We start from the raw sequence: 18,898 nt of genomic DNA, 5'->3' as shown, positions 1-18,898 counted from the left end.
CGCGCCCCCCCGCCCTCGCCCCCCCCCGCCCCTATCGCCCTCCACCCCTTCCACCTCCCGTCTTGGTGTTTTGTTTTTAAGCCCCCTCCCCGGGCGGGGAGGGGGCCCATCGGCATCGTCCGGGGGTGGTCAGTTCCAGGTACGGGCCCGAAGCGGCATCCCCGACGCCCCGGACTCGGGCGTCCTCACCGCGAGGACCTGGTTGACGCCGATCCGGTTGTGCTCGAAGGCGAGCGCGGAGGCCGCCATGTACAGCCGCCACACCCGCGCCCGGCCGGGGCTGACCAGCCGGGTCGCCCGGTCCCAGCCGGCCTCCAGGTTGGCGACCCAGCGGCGCAGGGTGTGCGCGTAGTGCTCGCGGATCGCCTCCACGTCACGCACCTCGAACCCGGCCCGCTCCAACTGGCCGACGGTGGTCCCGACGGGGGCCAGCTCGCCGTCGGGGAAGACGTAGGAGTCGATGAACTCGTCGACGTTGTACGCCGACTCGTCGCGCTGCGGGCGCCGCGCGATCTGGTGGTTGAGCAGCCGCCCGCCGGGCTTGAGCAGGGCGTGCAGGTCACGGGCGTACTCCAGGTACTTCTCCGCCCCGACGTGCTCGGCCATCCCGATGGAGGAGATCGCGTCGTAGGGGCCGTCGACGACGTCCCGGTAGTCCTGGACCCGGATCTCGATCCGGTCGGTGAGGCCCTCTTCGGCGATGCGCTTGCGGGCGTACGCGGCCTGTTCCTGCGAGAGGGTGACGCCGACGACGGTGACGCCGTGCTCGCGGGCGGCGTGGATGGCCATCGAGCCCCAGCCGCAGCCGACGTCGAGCAGCCGCATGCCGGGCTTCAGGCCGAGCTTGCGGGAGACGAGTTCCAGCTTGTCGCGCTGGGCGGTCTCCAGGGTGCCGCCGTCGGCCTCGGGGGCCGGCCAGTAGGCGCAGGAGTAGACCATCGAGGGGCCGAGGACGAGTTCGTAGAAGTCGTTGCCGACGTCGTAGTGGTGGCTGATCGCGCGCTTGTCGGTGCGGCGGGTGTGCAGGTGGCCGCGGCGGCGGCGGATCTCCTCGGCGGGCGGGGCGGGCGGCAGCGGCGGGCCTGCCAGCTTGACCAGGCCGCGCACGGCGGCGCGGACGTCGGGGTCGCGCAGCGCCTGGCCGAGGGTACGGGCGTCCTCGCCGCGCTCCCAGATCAGCCCGGCGAGCAGGTCGAGGGCGGCGTAGAGGTCGCCGTCGAGGTCCAGGTCGCCGGCCACCCAGGCGCGGGCCAGGCCCAGCTCCCCGGGCTTGAACAGCAGACGGCGCAGGGCACGGCGGTTGCGCACGACGAGCGCGGGTGCCTCCGGGGGACCGGCCTCGGAGCCGTCCCACGCGCGAATGCGGACCGGGAGCGGGGCCCCCAGCACCTGTTCGACGAGGCTCTTCAGCCGCAACGCGGCGTCTGCCATGGCGCACACCTCCGTAAGACCGGATGTTTGGTCACCACGTAAACACCGGATGAGGCGATCCGCAGTCCCGCACCGTGGTCACGACTCCGCAAAATAGTTGTAAAGCCCATCCAGTTCCCCCGGCCGGCGGACCGCCGAAGGGGCCGTCCGCGCCAACGCCGAAGGGGCCGTCCGCACCACGGATGGCGGACGGCCCCTTCGGGAACTGCGCTGGCTGACCTGGGTCAGGAAGCCTTGGCCTTCTCCTCGGCCTTCGGGGCGGCCGGGACGGCGGCGGGCTTCGGGGCCGGCTTGGCGGCCTCGTAGAACTCCTCGCGCGGCGTCTCGACGGCGCCGAGCGAGACGACCTCGCGCTTGAGGAACATGCCGAGCGTCCAGTCCGCGAAGACGCGGATCTTGCGGTTGAACGTGGGCATCGCCATGCCGTGGTAGGCGCGGTGCATGTACCAGGCGAGCCGGCCCTTGAGCTTGATCTTCATCTTGCCCATGACGATCATCGCGACGCCCTTGTGCAGGCCGAGGCCCGCGACCGCGCCCTTGTTGGCGTGGCTGTACTCCTTCTGCGGGAAGCCCCGCATGCCGGAGACGACGTTGTCGCCGAGCACCCTGGCCTGGCGCAGCGCGTGCTGGGCGTTGGGCGGGCACCAGGCGTTCGGGTTGCCGGCCTTGCGGCCGATGACGTCCGGCACCTGGGCGTTGTCGCCCGCGGCCCAGATGTAGTCGGTGCCCTGCACCTGGAGGGTGGCCTGGGTGTCGACGTGGCCGCGCGGGCCGAGCGGGAGGCCGAAGCGGGACAGCACCGGGTTGGGCTTGACGCCCGCGGTCCACACGATCGTGCCGGACTCCACCTCGAGGCCGTTCTTGAGCACCACGTGGCCGTCGACGCAGGAGTCCATGGAGGTGGACAGGTAGACCTCGACGCCGCGGCTCTCGAGGTGCTCCCGGCCGTACTGGCCGAGCTTGGGGCCGACCTCGGGGAGGATCTTGTCGGCGGCGTCGACCAGGATGAACCGCATGTCCTCGCGGGACACGTTGTTGTACTCCTTGGCCGCGTCCCGGGCCATGTCCTCGACCTCACCGATGGTCTCCGCGCCGGCGAAGCCGCCGCCGATGAAGACGAAGGTGAGCGCCTTGCGGCGGATCTCCTCGTCGGTGGTGGAGTCGGCCTTGTCGAGCTGCTCGAGGACGTGGTTGCGCAGGCCGATGGCCTCCTCGACGCCCTTCATGCCGATGCCCTGCTCGGCGAGGCCGGGGATCGGGAAGGTGCGGGAGACCGCGCCCATGGCGATGACCAGGTAGTCGAACGGCAGCTCGTACGCCTCGCCGGTCAGCGGGGCGACCGTGGCGACCTTGCGGTCCTGGTCGATGGTGGTGACCCGACCGGTGAGGACCTCCGCCTTCGGCAGCACGCGTCGCAGGGGTACGACGACGTGGCGCGGGGAGATGTTGCCGGCGGCGGTTTCGGGGAGGAAGGGCTGGTAGGTCATGTACGAACGGGGGTCGACGACCGTGACGGTCGCCTCGCCGTAACGCATCTTCTTCAGAATGCGTCGAGCCGCGTACAGGCCTACGTACCCACCGCCTACTACGAGGATCCTGGGACGCTCCGTGGTGCTCATGGCATCGAGTATCCACCTGCCCCAGGGGGGTGCTTCGTGCGCCCCTTCACAAGCTTATGTGAGGGTCGTGTTACACTCCTCCGCTCGCGTGACGGAGGTCATGGCGCGAAACCGGAACCCACGTGTAGTGCGCGCCGTTGTCAATGCCGTGTGAGCTGCCGCTCCGGCCCTCCGAACCCGCCGCGGCGGCCGCCGCGCACGAGCGCCCGAGCCGCTCCCATACCACGCTTCTGAACATGTTCAAAGGGCAGTTGAGCCCCGGAAAAGGTCAACCGGAAGCCGTTTGTCGCTCATCGAGGCCCAATCTCTTGTGAAGAACTTCACGAACTTTCCTGTGAGGCTCTCCCAAGAGCCGCTCCCGGAGCCCGCCGGACCCGCTCAGACGTTCCCCGACCTGCTCATACGTCGGGGGGCGAGGCCGGTCCGGGCGGATTACGTTGGCCCCATGAGCCCGCACCGCCGCAGCACGGGGCTGCTGTCCCACCCGTCGGCCGCCCCGGGCCTTGAGGCCCGCACCGTGCCGCGGTGGGTGTGGTGGACGCCGGTGGCGCTGACCGCGCTGGCCTGCGCCGTGGACCTGCCGACCCCGGGCGGGGTGAGCGGCGACGCGCTGCTGATCCTCAGTTCGATGACGGCCGCCTGTGTGCTCACGCTGCGCCGGGCGGTCCTGGTCGCGCTCCTCAACACCGCCGCCGGCCTGCTCTTCCTCTTCGCCCGCCATCTGGAGTCCGACGGCGGTCACGCCGTGGTCGACTTCTTCGCCATGCTGGTCCTGGTCTGGGCGACCGTCCCGCTGTGCCTGCTGCGGCTCTCCCTGGACCAGCGGCTGCGGGCCACCCGGCGGGCCGCCGAGTACGCCCAGCGGGCCGTGCTGCCCCCGGTGCGCGCCTGGTTCGGCCGCACCTGGATCGCCGTACGGTACGAGGCCGCCTCGCACGCGGCAGCCGTGGGCGGCGACCTCTACGTGGTCGAACGGACCCCGTACGGGGTGCGGCTGCTCATCGGCGACGTACGCGGCAAGGGACCCGACGCGATCCCCGCGGTGGCGGCCCTGGTGGGCTGCTTCCGGGAGGCCGCGCACCACACCTCCACGCTGCCGCTGCTCGCCCACCACCTCGACGAGGCGGTGATCCGGCACATCCGCGAGATGGCCGACGTACGGGGCACGGACCCGGCGCCGGGCGAGCAGTTCATCACCGCCGCCGTCGCCGAACTGCCCCCGGACGGCGGCGAGGTACGGCTGCTCAGCCGCGGCCACTGCCCCGCGTTCCTCGCCACGGCGGAGGGGGTGGCGCGCTGGGAGCCGGCCGACCCGGGCCTCCCGCTCGGCCTCGGCGACCTGGACCCCGGCCCGTGGCGCCAGGAGAGCCGCCCCTTCGCCCCCGGCGACCTGCTCCTGCTCTGCACGGACGGCCTCCTGGAGGCCCGCGACGCGCACGGCGCCTTCTACTCCCCCGAGGCCGACCTGCGCGACACCTGGCGCGAGGGCCCACCGACCGTGGTCGACCACCTGACCCACCTCGCCCACCGGCACGCGGGGGGTGTCCTGGCGGACGACCTGGCGTTGATCGCGGTGACGGTGTCGGAGACGGGGCCGCCGGAGGGGGCGGGGCGGGACTGACGGAGACGGGCGGCGTACGGCGTACGCCCAGCACCGCGCGCTCGGGACGTCGCGTCAGCCGACCGCGTCCTCGATCGCCTCGAAGATGTCCGCGTCCGTCTCCCGCTGCCACTCGGGAAGGGCCGCCCAATCGGCCACGTACCCCGGCTTCGGGTCCCCGAAGTGCTTGTACATCTGCGCCGTCCAGGCGATCGCGACGAACCGGCCCTTCTGCTCACGGCTCAGCCGGCCGGCGTGCCCGTCGCTCACCTCAAGGAACTGCCGGACCTGCTCATACACGGCACCCGCGGCCTGCCGCTCCCACTCCGGTGTCGCGTCCCACTCCGCCACGTACCCGGCTTTCGGCTCACCCGGGAAGTGCTTGCGCACCCCCACGATCCAGGACTCGCGAAACAGCCGGGCACCCTCGAAATCCGTCACAGCGACCCCTCTCGTCACGTTCCGATGTCCCGCCACGTCAGCTCTCCCCTCGCAGGCTCAGGCCGCCTCCCGGAACAGCGCTCCGGGAGGTCTCGTGCCCTCGGCAACAGCTTGCCCCTGTGGTTGCGGCATGCGTCGCCCTCAGTTCTTCAGTGCCGCGATCTCTCGCGCTCTTCCCGCAAGTTCCCGCACCGGCCGTGCGTTCGCGTGCCTGTGAAACTGTGCGGCCATTTTCTCGAAATGGTCGTCACCCCGTGCCGATGAGATGTGCTCGTAATCGTCCAAGAAGCGTCCCCAGGAGTCGCAAGACGCGTCGAGATGCCCGTAGGCGTACTGCCGCTGTGCCAGCAACGCGTACGAGTGCACGCGTCCCTGCCGTTCCACCTTCGGTTGCACCTTGATGGACTGCTGAAGAGCTCTGATGCTGCCAGGAAGGTCGCGTTCCTCGTACAGGACATGAGAGACCTGGAACAGCCACGCCGTCCGGTCGTACCCGCCGATCGCGTCGCGTCGGCTATCCGCTTTGGACAACGCGGCCTCGGCCTCCCGCAGACGCCCGTGCGCCATGCGGCGATCACCGACCATGCTTGCCGCGTGGGCCTGTTGTCCCCGTAGGAAGGCCACCAGTCGCGGCCCAGCGGCCGGTGCGGCCTGTGCGGCTGAGTCGGCGAGTTCCAATGATTTCTGGCCGTACCCCAGGTTGGATGCCTGAAGGCTCATACCCCGCAGAGTCCGGCAGTAGGTCACGTGGTCCTGCGCCTCGTTCGCCAGCTTCAGCGCCTTGACATAGTAGGTCTGGCCAAGGCCATGAGCCTTCTCGTACATGGCCATCCACCCTGTCAGATACGTGAGGTCGGATGCGGCGGCGAGCATGTCGAGGCGCACCCGTTCGCTCGCCTGTGCGCGTAGCCACGGTCCCACCGTGTTGACGAGGAACGCGGCAGCCATGGGCCGAGCGTGCCCCGCGCCGAGTTCATCGAGGATGTCCGCGATCCGTTCCGTCATGGTGCGTACGGCCTGGACCTGCGACGCGCCGATGCGGATCGTCTGTTTGCCGGGACTCGCCGGCTCCTCCGCGGCACGCGCGGGGAGGGAGAAACCAGGAACGGCAAGAGCAGCCGAGAAAACGCCTGCGGCGAGTACGCCGCGCCGGGACGGGTCCATATCCGCCCTTCCGAGGTCCATCAGCTCCTCGACGGTGTCGGCCGGATCAGCCCCCAGGACGGACGGGACCGGCGTGAGCCCGGCTTCGGCGTGTGTGACAGGGCGGCCGATCTCTGCCGAAAGCACCTCGACGATCAACGCCCTGGCCTCGGGCCTCGGACGCGCACCAGCGATCCAGTGCGACACGGTCGACTGGCTGTAGTGGAGATCCAATCCCGTCTGTGAACCGAGGCGGTTCACGCGCTGCGCGAGCTGCGTCCGAGTCAATCCGGCCTGGCCGAGTAAGCCCGGAAGGGCGAGGTTGGGCGTGCGCTTGTTTCTGGCCATGCCTCATCTCCCGACGACATTCATGGCGTTCACGTTCCCCCGAGCCCTCAACGGTACCCGCAGAGGGTGACCGCGCAGTTACCTATTCACCGAACCCCGAATGATCTCGACCTACCAGGGGGCCTGGTTCGACCATGACCGAAGAACACGCGTCCGACATGGGTGAGACATGCTCGACCTTTGAAATCGGGCCACCGCCGATCCTTTTACTGGCGAGCAAACCCGAATCAGCAGGAGCAGCCCGCGCATTCGTACGTGAGTACGTCGGTTACCACCTGCCGAGGGCACGTCAGGACTACGTCGAGACCGTCGTACTGGTCACCTGCGAGCTGGTCACCAACGCCCTCCGGTACGGCACCGAACCCCATGACCGCGTGCGGGTCGTGATCGACACCGACGACGCCCGAACCCGCGTCGAGGTACACGACCCCGTCCGGCGCCGCCCCCGTGTACGGCCCGAATCCGACCAGCGGGACCGAGGTCGCGGCCTACTCATCGTCGACTTCCTGTGCCATCGGTGGGGCGTGACCGAGCTCCCCCTCGGCAAGGCCGTATGGGTGGAGGTGAGGACACCATGACCGTGCCCGGGAAAGGCACCGCCCGCCCCCGGTCAGGCCACCGACCACGCGATCCCGTCCAGGATGTCGTGCTCGCTGACCACGACCTCCGCCGCGCCCGTCCGCTCCATGATGGTCCGCAGGACCAGCGCGCCCGCGGCGATCACGTCGACCCGGCCCGGGTGCATGGACGGGATCGCGGCGCGTTCGGCGTGGGTGGCGTGCAGGAGGCGGGTGGTGATCTCGTCGACCTGGGCGCGGGTGACGCGGGAGTGGTGGATGGCCGTGGAGTCGTACTCCGGGAGGTTCTGCGCGATCGCCGAGATGGTCGTCACCGAGCCGGCCAGGCCGACCAGCGTGCGGGCCTCGGTCAGTGGGACGGTCTGCTCGGCGAGGTCGAGGGCCGCCTCGATGTCCGCCCGCATCGCCGCGATCTGATCCTCCGTGAGCGGGTCGGTGACCGCGCCGTCCACCACCAGGTGCCGTTCGGTCATCCGGACGCAGCCGACGTCGACCGAGCGGGCTGCGCGGACGTGGTCGTCGCCCACGACGAACTCGGTCGAGCCGCCGCCGATGTCCACCACCAGGAAGGGACGGTGCAGGTCGGTACGGCCGGTCAGTTCCCTGGTGGCGCCGGTGAAGGAGAACTCGGCCTCCTGGTCGCCGGTGATCACCTCGGGTTCGACGCCGAGGATGTCCAGCACCCCGCGGACGAAGTCGGCGCGGTTCTCGGCGTCCCGGGAGGCGGAGGTCGCAACGAAGCGGACCCGTTCGGCGCCGTGCCGCTTGATGACCGACGCGTACTCGTGGCACGCGGCGAAGGTCCGCTCCAGTGCCTCCGGGGCGAGGCGGCCGGTGCGGTCGACGCCCTGGCCCAGGCGGACGATTGTCATCCGGCGGTCCAGGTCGGACAACTCTCCCGTCGCCGGGTCGGCGTCCGCGACCAGCAGCCGGATGGAGTTCGTACCGCAGTCGACGGCGGCTACTCGGGTCACTTCTCGTCCTCCCCGCGGGCGGTGCTCACGCACGGGCCCTTGCGCCACCACTCGGGCAGCATCCCGATCGCCTCGTCGCCCAGCGGGTTCACCCCGGGCCCGGCGGCCAGCGAGTGGGCGACCAGGACGTGCAGGCACTTGACCCGGTCCGGCATGCCGCCCGCGCTCGGGAAACCGGTCAGCTCCTCGATCTCGTCGCGACGCCGGATGTAGTCCTCGTGCGCGGCGCGGTACCCGGCGGCCAGCTCCGGGTCGGTGGCGAGCCGCTCGGTCATCTCCTTCATCACCCCGTTTGCCTCAAGGGTGCCGATCGCGGAGGCGGCCTTCGGGCACGTCAGGTAGTACAGCGTCGGGAACGGTGTCCCGTCGGGCAGCCTCGGGGCGGTCTCCACGACGTCCGGCTGCCCGCAGGGGCACCGGTGCGCGATCGCGCGCAGGCCGCGCGGCGGACGGCCGAGCTGCTGCCGGAACGCCTCGACGTCCGCGTCGGTGGGCTCGGTGCGCGGGGTGGGCGGCGGGGGCGTGTGCATGACTGGCTTCTGTCGGTCTTCCTGTGGGTCCTACTGGTGGTGGCTGGTGGCGGCGTCGGCCTTGTCGACCCCGTCCCAGACGGTGCGGTACCAGGGCCGGCCGGCCGCGCCGAGACCGGCCCGGGACTGCTTCGCCGTGCCCGGGTCGATGACGACGAAGCCCGTCTCCCCCGGCATCACATAGTGCAGCCGCAACCGGATCTGCTGCTCGGCGTAGGCGTCGTCCTGCCAGCGGGCCTTGAGGTCGCGCAGGTCCTCGACCCGCTGCCGGGCCTGCTGCTTCTCGCGCTGGAGGTCGGCGATCTCGGCGCGCTGGGCGACGTACTGCCGTATCGGGTAGGCGAGCACCACGACCAGGGAGCAGATCACCATCACCAGCAGCGCCGCCCGGCCGGTCAGCCGGGAGCGGCGGGCCTGCCGCTTGGTCTGCGAGCGGTAGACCCGGGCCGCCGTCTGCTCCCCCAGCGCCCGGATGCGGGTCGTGGTGGAGAAACGGTCCCGGTCCTTCACGGCCATCGCTCTTCCGCCTCCCGTGCACGCGCGTACGTCCCCGCACACGGTACGGGACCGGGTACGGGGACGTACGTACGACGCTGCGCTTAAGAGGCTGCTCAGCCCTTGCGGTCCCTACTGGTTCGCAGAGCGAAACCGGGGGAACGCGCTGCGGCCGGCGTACACCGCGGCGTCGTCGAGGATCTCCTCGATACGCAGCAGCTGGTTGTACTTGGCGACGCGCTCGGAGCGGGCCGGGGCGCCGGTCTTGATCTGGCCGCAGTTGGTGGCGACGGCGAGGTCGGCGATGGTGACGTCCTCGGTCTCGCCGGAGCGGTGCGACATCATGCACTTGAAGCCGTTGCGCTGGGCCAGCTCGACGGCGTCCAGCGTCTCGGTCAGCGAGCCGATCTGGTTGACCTTGACCAGCAGCGCGTTGGCCGCGCCCTCCTCGATGCCGCGGGCCAGGCGCTCCGGGTTGGTGACGAACAGGTCGTCGCCGACCAGCTGGACCTGGTCGCCGAGGCGCTCGGTGATGGTCTTCCAGCCGTCCCAGTCGTCCTCGAACAGCGGGTCCTCGATGGAGACCAGCGGGTACGCCTCGACCAGCTCGGCGTAGTAGTCCGTCATCTCGGCGGCGGTGCGCTCCTTGCCCTCGAAGGAGTAGACGCCGTCCTTGTAGAACTCGGAGGCGGCCACGTCCAGGGCGAGGGCGATCTGCTCGCCGGGGGTGTAACCGGCTTCCTTGATCGCCTCGAGGATGAGGTCGAGGGCGGCGCGGTTGGAGTCCAGGTTCGGGGCGAAGCCGCCCTCGTCGCCGAGACCGGTGGACAGGCCCTTGTTCTTCAGGACCTTCTTCAGCGTGTGGTAGACCTCGGCGCCCCAGCGCAGCGCCTCGGAGAAGGACTCCGCGCCGATCGGGGCGATCATGAACTCCTGGATGTCCACGTTGGAGTCGGCGTGCGAGCCGCCGTTCAGGATGTTCATCATCGGAACGGGCAGCAGGTGCGCGTTCGGGCCGCCCAGGTAGCGGAACAGCGGCAGGTCGGACGCCTCGGAGGCGGCGTGCGCGACGGCCAGGGAGACGCCGAGGATGGCGTTGGCGCCGAGCGAGCCCTTGTTGTCGGTGGCGTCCAGGTCGAACATGGCCTGGTCGATCAGCCGCTGCTCGGTGGCGTCGTAGCCGACCAGCTCCGGGCCGATCTGCTCGATGACGGCGAGGACGGCCTTCTCGACACCCTTGCCGAGGTAGCGGTTGGCGTCGCCGTCCCGCAGCTCGATGGCCTCGAAGGCACCGGTGGAGGCGCCGGACGGAACGGCGGCACGACCCGTGCTGCCGTCGTCGAGGCCGACCTCGACCTCGACCGTGGGGTTGCCTCGGGAGTCCAGGATTTCCCGGGCTACGACGACGTCGATGGACGGCACGAGCATCTCCTTCTTCAATGTGACGCTTCGGTGTGACGCATCTGTGTGACGCGGGTGCGCGGCACGCAGCGGCTCTGCGGGTCCGAGCCTAACCGGCTCCGGGCGATCGGCCAGCCGGTCACCCACCCGTTGTACGGAACCGAGAGTAAATTGTTTCCGAACGGAACAAAAGACTGCCGCGAACCGGACATGGCCCCGCCCCGGTGCGTACGGGGGAACACGCACCGGGGCGGGGAGTCGGGACGAGCCTCAGCTGAGGTGCAGCTGCTGGCCCGGGTAGATCAGGTCGGCGTCGTCGACGATGTCGCCGTTCAGCTTGAACAGCTTCGCCCAGCCGCCGTCGACGTCGTGCGCCCCGGCGATCGAGCTGAGGGTGTCGCCCTTGACCACCTTGTACTCGCCGTCGCCCTTCTCGACCTTCTTGCCGGTCGGGGTGGTGACGGTCTTGTCGGACTGCTGCGTGGTCTCGGCCGCCGGACGCTCCTGGGAGCGGGAGGCCGGCTGCTCCTGGGTCTCACGGGTCTCGGTGGAGCTGCTGGAGCCGCTGGAGCTGCTGCTGGACCCGCTGCTCTGGCTCTCGTCGGAGGAGCCGGTGTAGCCGCCGGCGCCCGACAGGCCGGTGCCGCAGCTCGGCCAGGCGCCCTTGCCCTGAGCCGCGAGGACCTTCTCGGCGACCTGGATCTGCTGGTCCTTGCTGGCCTGGTCGGCGCTGGAGGCGTACTGCGTGCCGCCGTAGGCCGACCAGGTGGAGGAGGAGAACTGGAGGCCGCCGTAGTAGCCGTTGCCGGTGTTGATGGACCAGTTGCCGCCGGACTCGCACTGGGCGACGGTGTCCCACTCGGACTCGGAGGCGGCGGAGGCGCTGCCCGCCCCCATCAGCGGGACGGCGACGGCGGCACCGGCCACGCCGGCTATGGCGATGGCGCGAGTGGCCTTGGACGGACGACGGTGCTTGCCCTTGCTGGAAAACAGCATGGTTGATCCCCTCACCGACGCCTGCGAGGTGAGCTGTCGGGTTCGGGCCGGTTCGGTTGCCCGGCCGTGTCACTTGCGTATTACGCGCGGACACGGCTTCACCCCTAGCCGCTCCGGCTCAACTGCCCGGTGCGGCACCTACCTTGGGTCCCCCGCTCCTGCCTTCGGCGCTTGCGCGACGACTGTTCCCGGGCTGCCGCTGGCAGGATTCGGCGTTGCGGCGGCCGGGGCCCGCGATGGCGAGCGGTCCTGACCGTAGACAGGACCCGGGCGGATTTACAAAGACGATCAGGGCTTCTGAGACCTATCTCTCACGGCGTTTAATACGGACATTCAGCCCGAACCGTGACGCGAACTACCGCTGCTTTTCGACCGGTTCGACCCCAACCGCAAGCTTCTGACCGGGCAGGATGTGATCGGGATCGGCGCCGACAGTGTCCTTGTTCTCGGCATAGAGGGAGGACCATCCCCCGGCGAGGTCAAGGGAGTCGGCGATGGCCCAGAGGTTGTCGCCGGCGCGCACGGTGTACGTCCCGTCGCCCGCGTCCCGCGCCGTCTCGTCGTCGCGCGAGGCGTGCCGCCCGGAGGCCGACTCCGAACGTCCGCTCGCCGTCTCGTCGTCCGCGCTGCCGCCCCGGTGCCGGCCGGCGCCGGTGTCGGTGAGGCTCGAAGTGCCGGGGCTGGGTTCGAGGTTGTCGGCGCTGTCACCGATGCCCGCGGTGTCGCTCTTGGTGGTGGGCGCGTCGCTCGCCTCGCCGGTGGGGGAGGCGGATTCGGACGATGTGCCGGACTTGGACGATTCGTCGCCACTGTCCGTGGAGTCGGCGGAGTCGCTGGAGTCCGTGGAGTCGGTGGCCGACGGGGACGCCGAGGAGCCGGAGCCGGAACCGGAGTCGGAGCCGGAACCGGTCGAAGAGTCAGCCGAGGAGCCGGTCGAGTCGGACGCGTCGGACGAGGCGGAGGAATCAGACGAACCAGATGAACCAGATGAACTGGATGAATCACCCGAGTCCGTGTCCGACGTCGCGGACTCGGAGGAATCGTCCGAAGCGCTGCCGTCCAGGCCCGCCAGCAGCCCGCAGGTCGGCCAGGCGGCGATGCCCTGGGCCGCCAGAAGCTTCTCGGCCACCCGGATCTGCTGGGAGCGGCTGGCCTGGTCGGCGCTGGTGGCGTAGGCGAGGCCGCCGTACGCCTCCCAGTCCTCCTGGGACATCTGCAAACCGCCGTAGTAGCCGTTGCCGCCGTTCTGGCTCCACGCGCCGCCGGTCTCGCACTCGGCGACACGGTCCCAGGTCGTACCGTCGGCCGCGTGCGCGCCGGTGGCTCCGAGGAGCGGGATCGCGATGGCGGAGCCGGTGACTCCGGCAGCGACGACCAGGGCCGGGGCCTGGCGGGGGCGACGGTGTCGGCCGTTCCCGGAGAGCATGCGGAGACCTTTCACAAGACAGCAGGGCCCGCACGGCGATTGGTGCTCGGTGCCGCGCTGATCCGTGAACGTATAGGCATACGATCACTCATCACAAGTTCATGCCGTGTAGATCACATGGAGATCACAGAGCTGAGCGCGTGTCACCTTTGCGTCTGCGACGAGCTGTTCCCGGCGCCCGGGGTGAACGCCACCGGCAGGATGCGCAGACCGCGCATGATGAGTCCGCCGCGCCAGCGCAGTTCGGCCGGGTCGGCGGCCAGACGCAGGTCGGGCAGCCGGGTCAGGAGCGTGGCGAGCGCGGTCTGGCCCTCCAGGCGGGCCAGCGGGGCGCCCAGGCAGTAGTGGATGCCGTGGCCGTAGCCGAGGTGCTGGCTGTCCCGGCGGGCGAGGTCGAGGGTGTCCGGGTCGGTGAAGCGGGCCGGGTCCCGGTCGGCGGCGGCGAGCACGACGAGCACCGGGTCGCCGACGGCGATGTCCTGGCCCGCGAGAGTCAGCGGCCGGGTGGCGAACCGCCAGGTGGCCAGTTCCACCGGGCCGTCGTAGCGCAGGAGTTCCTCGACGCCGGTCGCCAGCAGGCCGCGTTCCCCGGCGGCGAGGGAGTCCTGGAGGCGGCGGCGCTGTTCGGGGTGGGTGAGCAGGGCGTACGTGCCGTTGCCGATGAGGTTGACGGTGGTCTCGAAGCCGGCGAAGAGGAGGATGAAGGCCATCGCGGCGGCCTCGTTCTCGGTGAGGTGCTCGCCGTGGTCGGAGGCGCGGATCAGGCCCGAGATCAGGTCGTCGCCCGGGTCGGCGCGCTTGCGGTGGATGAGGTCGGCGAGGTAGCCGCGCATCTTCTTCACCGACCGCGCGACCCCGCCCCGGGGCCCGCCGCCGTGCCGGATCATCATGCCCGCCCAGTCCCGGAAGTCGTCCTGGTCCTCGCGGGGGACGCCGAGCAGGTCGCAGATGGCGTAGATGGGGAGCGGGAAGGCGAACTCGTGGATGAGGTCGGCGCTGCCGGTGTGCGCGAACCGGTCGATGAGCCGGTCGGTGAGTTCCTGAACGCGCGGTGCGAACTCGGCGACGCGGCGCGGGGTGAACGCCTTGGAGACCAGTCGCCGCAGCCGGGTGTGGTCCGGCGGGTCGATGTTGAGCAGATGGGTCATCAGCTCGGCCTTGCGCTCGCCCGGGATGCCGGTCTTGCCCTTGGCGTGGCGCCTTCGGCGTGGTGCGCCGGGTTCTTGGACAGCCGGGGGTCGGCGAGCGCCTGCTTGGCGTCGGCGTACCGGGTGACCAGCCAGGCTTCCACCCCGCTGGGCAGCTTGGTGCGGTGCACGGGGGCGTGCTCGCGCAGCCAGGCGTAGGCGGGGTAGGGGTCGCTCGCGAACTCCCAGGTGAACAGTTCGGGGGCGGTGCTGGCGGGATGGGTACGGTCGGTCACGTCCCGACCGTATCCGCCGCCGCGCTCACCTCGGCGTCCGCGTCTCCGCTTCCCGGATCGCGTCCCGGTAGGCGCGGGCCGCCGCGCGCAGGGCCGCCTCGGGGTCCACGCCCGCCGCCTCGGCGCGCACCGCCAGCGCCAGCAGTTCGTAGCCGAGGCCCGCGCCGCGGGGCAGCGGGACGTCCAGGTCCGCCGTGCGCGCCCGGGAGGCCAGTTTGGCGGCGAGGGCGAGGCCGGGCTGGCCGAGCGGGACGCCCTCGGTGACGGAGGTGCGCTGCTTCTCCGTCTGCTTGGTGCGCAGCCAGTGCGCGCGGACCTCCTCGGGGGTGGTGGCGGTCTCGTCCCCGAAGACGTGCGGGTGGCGGTGGATGAGTTTGGCGACGATGGTCCCGGCCACGTCGTCGATGGAGAAGGGGACGTTCGGGTCCTCTTCCGCGATCCGGGAGTGGAAGACGACCTGGAGGAGAACGTCGCCGAGTTCCTCGCGCAGTTCGTCGCGGTCGCCGTCCTCGATGGCCTCGACGAGTTCGTACGCCTCCTCGATGGCGTACTTCGCCAGGCCCTGGTGGGTGCGCTGCGAGGACCAGGGGCACTCGACGCGGATCCGGTCCATGACCTGGACCAGGTCGAGCAGGCGGGCGCCGGGCAGGTCGTAGGAGGCGGGCAGCAGTTCCAGTTCCGGCATGGCGAGACGGCCGGAGCCGGCGAGGCGGGCCAGGCCGTCGGTGAGGGCGGGCTCCCCCTCGCCGGTCGCCACGACCACCACCGTGTGCCCGCCCGCGCAGACGCCGACCAGTTCCTCGGCCGCCGGGACCGCCTCCGCCACCCGGATGCCCGCCTCGCGCAGATACGGCAGCTGCGGGTGCGCGCCGTCCGCGCACAGCACCCGGTCGGCGCCGCGCAACGCCTGCCAGGCCGGCCAGGACAGCAGGCCGGGGGCGACGCGGTGGCTGGTGGTGAGCAGGACGATGCGGCCGGGGGCGTTCTCGACGGGAGTGGCGTTCACCTCCGAAACGTAACGCACCGCGTCACGCGGTCCGCGGCGCTCCCGCTTCCGTCGTGACCTCCCGCACCCAGGGCGTCTGCGCGTCGGCGCGGCTGCTCTTCGCCACGTCCCAGGTGCCGTAGCGGGGGTTCAGGTCGATGTCGAGTTTCTCGGACGTCTGGGACAGGGCCTTCCAGAAGGCGGGCTGGCCGGTGTCGGTGCCGAGGTGCTGGGCGAGCTTCTGGGCCTCCAGCTGGAGGCGGAGGTTCTCGTCGACGCGCGCGGGGGCGATGCCGTACTGCTGGAGCCAGACCGTCTCCAGCGCCTTGGCGCCGCCGGCCTGCTCCTCCAGGCCGGCCCGCATGCCCTGGATCTCCTTGCGGGTGACGGTGACGTTCGCGTCCCGGGCGGCGCGGTGCAGGACCTGGTCGAGGACCATGCTCTGGAGGGTGTCGCGGGTGAGGCCGCCGGTGCGGGCGATGGCCTGCTCGTACTGCGTCTCGTCGGGCACGGCCGCGCGCTGGGCCGCCCGTACCTCGTCGACCCGGTCCTCCAGTTGCGCGACGGTGATCCGCCGGCCGTCGACGACGGCCGCCGCGCCGGGGTGCGCGTCGTTCCCGCAGGCGGTGAGGAGCGGTGCGGCCGCGGCGATCGCGGCGGTGAGGACGAGCGCGGAGCGACGGCGACGGCAGCGGCGGTGCAAGGGAACCTCCCGTTGGAGATTGTGCGACGGTGCACAAAGTCTTGCGGTGATCGATGGTAGGCAGTGGGCGGGCTCCGGCCAACCCATTGGACCAACGATTCACCGGGACGTCGGGCACCGCCGCGTTCCGGTCGGACCGGCGCGGGTTATCCGCCGGCGGGTACGGGCAGGTCGTGGGCGGTGAAGGCGGGCGCCGCCGGTGCCGTGGCCGCGGCCGTGGTGGAGCGGGCGGCGGCGAAGGTGGTCGGGACGACTTCGTAGACGCGGGTCTGGTTGGTGCCGGTGCGGTAGGAGTAGGCCCAGGTGGGTCCGCTGGAGTTGGTGTAGGTGAAGGCGGTCGGGTCGGTGGCCGCCGCCTCGTAGCTCTCCTGCTTCCAGGCCCGCCAGGTGCCCGAGCCGGGCGTCTGCTCGCCGGTGTTGTACACGTATCCGTCGTCGGCGCGGGCCACGATCTCGGTGTTGCCGGTCACCGGGCTGATGACCGCGGACGGCGCACCGGCGAAGGTGGCGTCGCCGACCTGGGACCAGGCGTCCGGGAAGGCGGCCCCCTCGGTGGCCTGCCGCACCGTGACGATGTGCCCGTCGGCGTCCCGGGCGAACACGGCGAGTCGGTAGCCCGGGTAGACCACCACCGCCGGCGTACCGGTGAAGCCCGTACCGGCGAGGTTGGTCCAGGCCGAGAGGGTGCCGTCGCCGCTGAAGAGGGCGGTGGTGATGGAGCCGGAGGAGTTGACGCCGAACAACTGGACGCCGTCGCGGACGGTGACGGCGGTCAGCGGCCGGCTGTGGCTGCCGCCGTTCAGGGGCAGCCAGCTCATGAAGTAGCCGTTGGCCGCCTGCTCGCCGCGGTACCAGGGCCGGCCCTCCGCGTCGACGGAGAACTGCACGAGCCGGCCGTCCGGCAGCTTCGCCGTGGTGGCGTGCTGGGCCATCGCGCCGGCCAGGTCGACCCAGTTCGACCAGTCGGCGCTGGACTGGGTGGCCTGGTCGCGCGTCCAGACGCTGCCGTTGACGTTGTGGGCGGTCACCACCACGCGGCCGTCGGCCTGCTCGGCGAGCGACGGCTGACCGGCGAACGCCTCGTTGTCGTGGATGGGGGTCCACTGGACGCTGTTGAAGTCGCTCGGGTCCGCCTGGCGTCCGTGGACGAGCCGGCCGTTGCCGTCCGTGTAGGCGTACTCCAGGGTGCCTGCGGAGGACTGGAGGATGCTGGTGGCGGCGTCGCCCTCCAGCGCGATCGAGGGCGAGGCCGGGGTGTGGCCGGTGGTGACGGCGCAGGTGTCGGGGGCGGCGGTCACGTTGAGGTAGCCGGCCCAGCGGTCGGAGCCGATCACCTTGGCGGCGACGGCGAAGGCGTCGGTGTCCTCGTCGTAGCGGTAGTAACGCAGGTTGCCGTCCGGCATCACGCGCAGCAGGGTGTCGCCGCCGAGCGACGCCAGGTCGCCCTCGGTGTTCCAGCCGGAGTAGCTCACCCGTACGTGGCGCTCGATCCAGCGCTGGCTGGTGAAGTCGTAGCGGGAGCGGTAGAGGGAGCCGGTGGCGGCTTCCCGTCCGTAGATCACTCCCTCGTCACCGGCGACGATGGCGTCGTAGCGGCTCCAGTCGGCGTCGACGATCTTGTCGCCGCCGGGGTACCAGGAGCTGGTGTCGGCGAAGTACTGGTGCCAGCGCAGGGCGCCGTTCTCGTCGAGTCGCCAGATGTGGTCGCCGCGGTCGACGGTTATCTTGTCGCGGTTCGCGGCCTGTTGATACTGGCCGAAGTTGTTGCTGATCTTCTTGTGGTGGATGTCCCAGGTGCCGGAACTGGTGCGCCGGCTCAGGTACAGACCGTCGGCCTTGACGCCGTACAGCTCCCCGCCCGGGCCGGCCATGACCTGCCCGTAGCCGGACCAGCCGGTGTCGATGGTGCTGGGCGACGGCATCGTGCCGCCGGTCAGCGGGGTGGGCATGGCCTGGCGCAGCAGGTTGCCGGCGGTGTCCACGGCGTACGTGGGCCCGGTGGCGGCACAGGTGACTGCGGCGGCGGCCTGGGCGGGGGTGGGCGCGAGCGCCACGACGGGCAGCGCGGCGGCAGCGGTCACGAATGCGGCCAGCCGGCGACCGGCTCGTCTTCGCGTCGGGTGTCTCATCGATGTCCTTCCCTCACGGAGCCGAATCTCTTGATCACCGGACGTTAGGCAACGGTCGGTGAACTGGGCAGTGTCGGACGGGAGAACGACTCGTGTTTCCCTGTGTGGATCCACTGAACAGTCAGTGAAACGGCTGACAACGACGTCAGGCCGCCGCCAGCTCGCACCACACCAACTTGCCTCGATTGCCGCCTTCGACCAGCGGCTGCCACCCCCACAGATCGGCGCAGGCCCGCACCAGGGTCAGGCCCCGCCCGTCCTCCAGTTCACCGGCGGGCCGGTCGGGCGCCGGGGGCGGTGCGGGCGGCTCGGGGTCGGTGTCCCACGCCGCGATCCGCAGCACGCCGCCCGACCAGCGCAGCCGGAGTCCGGCGGGGCCCTTGGTGTGCCGTACGGCGTTGGAGACCAGCTCGGCCGCGAGCAGTTCGGCGGTGTCGACGAGGCGGATCAGACCGTGCACGGTCAGGATCAGGCGGAGGGTGCGGCGGCTGACGGTGACGGCGCGGACGTCGTTCGGGATGTAGAGGGTGTACTCCCAGGGGGCGGTTTCGGGCATGGGGCAGCTCCAGGTGTGGGGTGGGGTGATGAGCGACGGGCCGGTGTCATTGCCGCGCCGCGATGGCAGGGCGGAGCGGTGCGCTTCCGGACCCACGGTTGCAAAGGGTGGTATTCGCAT

The 18,898-nt window shown here is 70.9% G+C and carries 16 protein-coding genes, 1 pseudogene and 1 riboswitch; of the genes and pseudogenes, 2 read left to right on the top strand and 15 right to left on the bottom strand.

Annotated features, from left to right (window positions below; genetic code table 11):
• Nucleotides 1-129 precede the first annotated feature (129 nt).
• The gene (locus AB0G32_RS02395) at nucleotides 130-1,431 is read right to left on the bottom strand and encodes a cyclopropane-fatty-acyl-phospholipid synthase family protein (protein WP_361156944.1); all 1,302 of its coding nucleotides are present in this window, start codon (nucleotides 1,429-1,431) and stop codon (nucleotides 130-132) included.
• A 224-nt stretch (nucleotides 1,432-1,655) separates the two neighbouring features.
• Nucleotides 1,656-3,050 carry an NAD(P)/FAD-dependent oxidoreductase gene (locus AB0G32_RS02390; protein WP_361156942.1) on the bottom strand — a complete coding sequence of 465 codons (1,395 nt, stop codon included), beginning with the start codon at nucleotides 3,048-3,050 and terminating at the stop codon, nucleotides 1,656-1,658.
• Nucleotides 3,051-3,495: 445 nt separating this feature from the next.
• Here AB0G32_RS02390 and AB0G32_RS02385 point away from each other — a divergent pair, with 445 nt between their 5' ends.
• Nucleotides 3,496-4,671, top strand: coding sequence for a PP2C family protein-serine/threonine phosphatase (locus AB0G32_RS02385; RefSeq protein WP_361156939.1), 1,176 nt, complete (start codon nucleotides 3,496-3,498; stop codon nucleotides 4,669-4,671).
• 54 nt (nucleotides 4,672-4,725) lie between these two features.
• On the opposite strand, the gene AB0G32_RS02380 is transcribed toward AB0G32_RS02385, so the two are convergent.
• Nucleotides 4,726-5,091 carry a hypothetical protein gene (locus AB0G32_RS02380; protein WP_361156936.1) on the bottom strand — a complete coding sequence of 122 codons (366 nt, stop codon included), beginning with the start codon at nucleotides 5,089-5,091 and terminating at the stop codon, nucleotides 4,726-4,728.
• A gap of 141 nt (nucleotides 5,092-5,232) precedes the next feature.
• Entirely contained in the window at nucleotides 5,233-6,582 is a 1,350-nt protein-coding gene (locus tag AB0G32_RS02375) for a hypothetical protein (protein ID WP_361156933.1), read from the bottom strand.
• Between the two features lie 134 nt (nucleotides 6,583-6,716).
• Here AB0G32_RS02375 and AB0G32_RS02370 point away from each other — a divergent pair, with 134 nt between their 5' ends.
• Entirely contained in the window at nucleotides 6,717-7,160 is a 444-nt protein-coding gene (locus tag AB0G32_RS02370; protein WP_361156931.1) for an ATP-binding protein, read from the top strand.
• A 32-nt stretch (nucleotides 7,161-7,192) separates the two neighbouring features.
• Here the strand turns inward: AB0G32_RS02370 and AB0G32_RS02365 are convergent, their stop codons facing one another.
• The 11 genes and pseudogenes from AB0G32_RS02365 to AB0G32_RS02315 all read right to left on the bottom strand — a co-directional run bounded on the left by AB0G32_RS02365 (nucleotide 7,193) and on the right by AB0G32_RS02315 (nucleotide 18,778).
• Nucleotides 7,193-8,134, bottom strand: coding sequence for a Ppx/GppA phosphatase family protein (locus AB0G32_RS02365; protein ID WP_361156928.1), 942 nt, complete (start codon nucleotides 8,132-8,134; stop codon nucleotides 7,193-7,195).
• Nucleotides 8,131-8,664, bottom strand: coding sequence for a DUF501 domain-containing protein (locus AB0G32_RS02360; RefSeq protein ID WP_361156926.1), 534 nt, complete (start codon nucleotides 8,662-8,664; stop codon nucleotides 8,131-8,133). The genes AB0G32_RS02365 and AB0G32_RS02360 overlap by 4 nt, the downstream gene beginning before the upstream one ends.
• A gap of 30 nt (nucleotides 8,665-8,694) precedes the next feature.
• Nucleotides 8,695-9,180 carry a septum formation initiator family protein gene (locus AB0G32_RS02355; protein ID WP_361156924.1) on the bottom strand — a complete coding sequence of 162 codons (486 nt, stop codon included), beginning with the start codon at nucleotides 9,178-9,180 and terminating at the stop codon, nucleotides 8,695-8,697.
• A gap of 111 nt (nucleotides 9,181-9,291) precedes the next feature.
• Nucleotides 9,292-10,581, bottom strand: coding sequence for a phosphopyruvate hydratase (gene eno / locus AB0G32_RS02350; protein ID WP_361156921.1), 1,290 nt, complete (start codon nucleotides 10,579-10,581; stop codon nucleotides 9,292-9,294).
• Between the two features lie 249 nt (nucleotides 10,582-10,830).
• Complete coding sequence (locus AB0G32_RS02345; RefSeq protein WP_361156919.1) at nucleotides 10,831-11,556, bottom strand: transglycosylase family protein; 726 nt, start codon at nucleotides 11,554-11,556, stop codon at nucleotides 10,831-10,833.
• A gap of 3 nt (nucleotides 11,557-11,559) precedes the next feature.
• A riboswitch (cyclic di-AMP (ydaO/yuaA leader) is annotated at nucleotides 11,560-11,736 on the bottom strand.
• A gap of 175 nt (nucleotides 11,737-11,911) precedes the next feature.
• Complete coding sequence (locus tag AB0G32_RS02340; protein WP_361156916.1) at nucleotides 11,912-12,982, bottom strand: transglycosylase family protein; 1,071 nt, start codon at nucleotides 12,980-12,982, stop codon at nucleotides 11,912-11,914.
• Nucleotides 12,983-13,125: 143 nt separating this feature from the next.
• Nucleotides 13,126-14,405 (bottom strand): annotated as a pseudogene (locus AB0G32_RS02335) (cytochrome P450).
• Between the two features lie 25 nt (nucleotides 14,406-14,430).
• Nucleotides 14,431-15,411: a nucleoside triphosphate pyrophosphohydrolase gene (locus tag AB0G32_RS02330; protein ID WP_361156914.1), complete on the bottom strand. Its 981-nt coding sequence runs from the start codon at nucleotides 15,409-15,411 to the stop codon at nucleotides 14,431-14,433.
• A 22-nt stretch (nucleotides 15,412-15,433) separates the two neighbouring features.
• A complete protein-coding gene (locus AB0G32_RS02325; protein WP_361156912.1) occupies nucleotides 15,434-16,093 on the bottom strand; it encodes a SurA N-terminal domain-containing protein in 660 nt (219 codons plus the stop codon).
• 146 nt (nucleotides 16,094-16,239) lie between these two features.
• Nucleotides 16,240-18,222, bottom strand: a complete 1,983-nt coding sequence (locus AB0G32_RS02320; RefSeq protein ID WP_361156909.1) for a tachylectin-related carbohydrate-binding protein — start codon at nucleotides 18,220-18,222, stop codon at nucleotides 16,240-16,242.
• A 145-nt stretch (nucleotides 18,223-18,367) separates the two neighbouring features.
• Nucleotides 18,368-18,778, bottom strand: coding sequence for an ATP-binding protein (locus AB0G32_RS02315; protein WP_361156907.1), 411 nt, complete (start codon nucleotides 18,776-18,778; stop codon nucleotides 18,368-18,370).
• Nucleotides 18,779-18,898 lie beyond the last annotated feature (120 nt).

This window comes from Streptomyces sp. NPDC023723 (assembly GCF_040639815.1).
Taxonomy (GTDB): domain Bacteria; phylum Actinomycetota; class Actinomycetes; order Streptomycetales; family Streptomycetaceae; genus Streptomyces.
Note: the sequence above shows the minus strand (reverse complement) of the source record. Positions and strands in the feature narration are given on the sequence as shown.